Source organism: Cytophaga sp. (assembly GCF_051961495.1).
Taxonomy (GTDB): domain Bacteria; phylum Bacteroidota; class Bacteroidia; order Cytophagales; family Cytophagaceae; genus Cytophaga.
The window spans coordinates 1-3,261 of sequence record NZ_JBQCDF010000263.1; the positions used below are offsets into that span (position 1 = coordinate 1).

A 3,261-nucleotide genomic window follows, 5' to 3' on the forward strand; every position below is an offset into this window, starting at 1 on the left:
TTTATGTTCAGCTATTAAAGATCCTTCCCTTAAAGCCGTACCTGCAAGTGAAGGTGCTAGCTTGGTAAAAGCCTGACTGCCAAATCTCGCACCTTGTTCTAAAAATGAGCCATTCCATAAGCCACCGGGTGTTGGTATACCTTCCAATCCATCCAAATCAATATTTAAAATCGGATCATTACTTGCATACTGATAGTTAGTTAATTCCGGATAATCATCAGTCAAAGGATCAAGTTGCGTAAATCTTCCAATTTGCGGATCATAATTTCTAAACCCGTAATCATACCAATCCAGATCAGCATCGTCAAAGAGCTCTTTATCATTGTATAAGTTCTTATTATCCAGCATTCCCTCATTGGGATCACCAAATTTCTTAGAACTTATCCCTGCAATCTTTAACCCAAAAGCATAGTAATGATCTTCTTCTATTATCCTTCCTCTCGTATCACTCACTGTAAAATTATCAAAATAAACCGGATCATCATTTTCATTACTCAGGTAAATATATGCATAGCCATTCTTTGGCGCCTTAATATTGGATAAAACCAAAGGAGATGCATTATCTCCGGGTTGGCTTACCCGCAATGCCGTGCTTCCTTCACTTACAAATTCAAACCGCTCATTAAAGAATATTACGTTCAGGTAGGCTCTTGGTATTTGATCTCCTGTAGCCTTATCGGGGTCGGTAATGTTCGCAAAGGGTAAGCTACCGTTCAGGTCATTACTGATGTTGGTTGTGTTTCCTCCATGTAATCCGGCAGGAGTGACCAGGCTTCCGCTTATTGCATTCACCAATGCCGTTACAATATCTGTAACCAAGCTATTGTGATTGTTGGTTACGGCTGCAGGATAGTAATAATCGGCTTTGGCATTAATGGCATCACCAGCCATTACTTTTAGTAAACTATTCGGACCTATTGTATGGCCGGTTAGTTTGCTCAGTTCACTTACACTGCTGCTTGTATTACTCTGCCATCCGCCGCCAGTTGCTTGCCCGGGTATCCCGGATATGGCAAAATGCGTTGTTACCACTTCATTATTTGCACCCGTTTGCCCAAAATAGGGTTCTTCATTTCCTGCCCGTCCGCTTTCCATCGTACATTCATTAATGCCATAATGCGTTTCTTCAGTAAGTATCATCCTAACATTTTGCTGGTAATCACGAATGAAATAATCAAAAGCGCCTTTGTTGCCATTGGGTAAATCCATATTACCGTCTATTGCCAGCCCATCATAACCATTATTGGTTGATACCGGATTCATCACTCTTATTCTACCTTCCTCAAAGTTGAGGTATTGCAGTGCATCACCCTGGTAAACAAATTCATTAATGTAGGTGGTTACTTTGGCTGTACCGCCCGTTGGCGTAAAGGTTCTCTGCAGCTTATTGCCATCGGCATCGTACAATATTTTAATTGTACCTTTTCCGGAAATATTGATCAGTTCCGGCTTATCTAAAAAGTTGTACGTAATGCCAGTAGTTCCTATTGGCGTAGCAACCCCACCGGTTACACCTGTAACATTTTTATTTAAATCCAATACTAAATTACCATTGTCATCATAAAAATAATCGTCCCCGCCATTGGTACCATCCTTAAAATCTCCCAGCAGGCCGTTGGTGCTACCCAATGTACCATTATCAGATACCATTCGAAGTTGATTACTGAAACTGGTATAGGCATAAGTAAGATTATCCACGGTAGCGGGAGCTGAATTTCCAATAACAACTCCTTTTTGTATCATAGAAGTAAGATTGCCATTGTAGTCATAACTGATCGTTTCATTAGTACCGTTTCCACTTATACTAAAATCTATTTTGGCATTGCCCCATGTATCTGCAGGCGTTTTCTTTTCTCTGAAATCTGCCTTTGTAAGCCTTCCGGCATTGTCGTAGGTGTAATCGTATTTACGCTGGTTATCGTCACCCTGCGTGTTCCAAAGCAGGCCGGTAACATGCCCGTCCAGCTTTCCTGCATTAAACACTGCATCACGGTTGTCATAGCCAAGGTATAGTCCAAAATAATGGCCCCACTTATCATATTTTCCGGATGTTTTCAGCGCATAGTCTTTATTGATGCCGGTGATGTTATTGTGAATGTTATAAGTATAGTTGAGGCTTTCGAGGCCTCCCCCGCCACCTTCGGGAGGAGTGTAATCCGGGTCCAGGTGTTTGGTTTTGAGCCTGCCCATATCGTCCAGGTCATAAGCAGCAATGGTTTTAAAAGCGTTGCTGCCATATTTTTTCTGTATCGAAACCACACGGCCAATCTTGTCAAATATATTTTTGGTAATGATGCTGAAACTGCTGTAGCCGCTGCCGGCAGTGGTATGTTGGGTATTACTGCTGAGCAGCCTGCCGTCCCAATGGTATTGCAGGGTGGTTACATCTTTCCCGGATTTGATGTTGTCGTCTGTACTTTGTATCTGCCTCCCCTTTTCGTCATAATAAACGGTTGATGCAAGGAAGGTGTTGGTGCCAAGCACCCTTACCATGTTGCCGGTGGCAAAGCCAATGGTTCTTTTGCTGGTGGCAATGGGCATTACGTCTGTTCCGTTTGGATAGGCCTGTAAATTGTCAAAACTGTTATCGAATGGTTTTACGGCTGTAAAAGAATAATCGTCGTAAAAAAGATACTTAACAGGGGTGCAAACTGCTGTATTATTCAGATCAGCCTGGCTTATGGGATCATGATAAGTAACCGTTGTTACGTTGACAGGCAGCGAGGTGGTAGTATTGATCTGGACGGTTAAAGTATTGCTTGCCGAGCTTTGAAATTCAAACCCGGGGTTTAATTCAATGGATTGCTGTGCCTCATGGACAGCAGTAGCGGTTTCAGGCTTATCCAAAACAAGATGAACTACCGGCTGCGCAGGATTGTTTAAGGTAACCGTACTTACCGTAGCAGAATTGTCAATGTCTGTTTGCAATTGCGTCCTGGTTTTAGAGGTTCCATAAACAGTGGTGACGGTTAAGCGGTCGAGATCATCATACAAATTAGCTGTCCATTCCGGTGGTGTTTTAGCGGCCTGGTTGCCAGCCTGCATGAAAACCACCCTGTCGCGACCATCATAGATCATATTCAGGGCTTTGGCGCCGGGCGCTTTTTTAAGAATATTGCGGCCTTTATCATCATATTCATACCGGAAGCAAAGTCCGTCGGCCACTTTCTGTCCGTCCGTGCCGGCAAAAGACCATGAGTGGGCGTAAAGCCATTTTACGGCTTCGGGCTGCATTCGAAAACGCAATAAGCCAAAATCATC

Annotated in this window: 1 protein-coding gene; it reads right to left on the minus strand. The window is 43.2% G+C overall.

All coding sequences use genetic code 11. The annotated features are described in order from the left end of the window. A partial coding sequence (locus ACTHJT_RS14610) for an RHS repeat-associated core domain-containing protein (protein WP_440239492.1) occupies positions 1-3,234 on the minus strand: 3,234 nt, incomplete at its 3' end. Between the last annotated feature and the right edge of the window lie 27 nt (positions 3,235-3,261).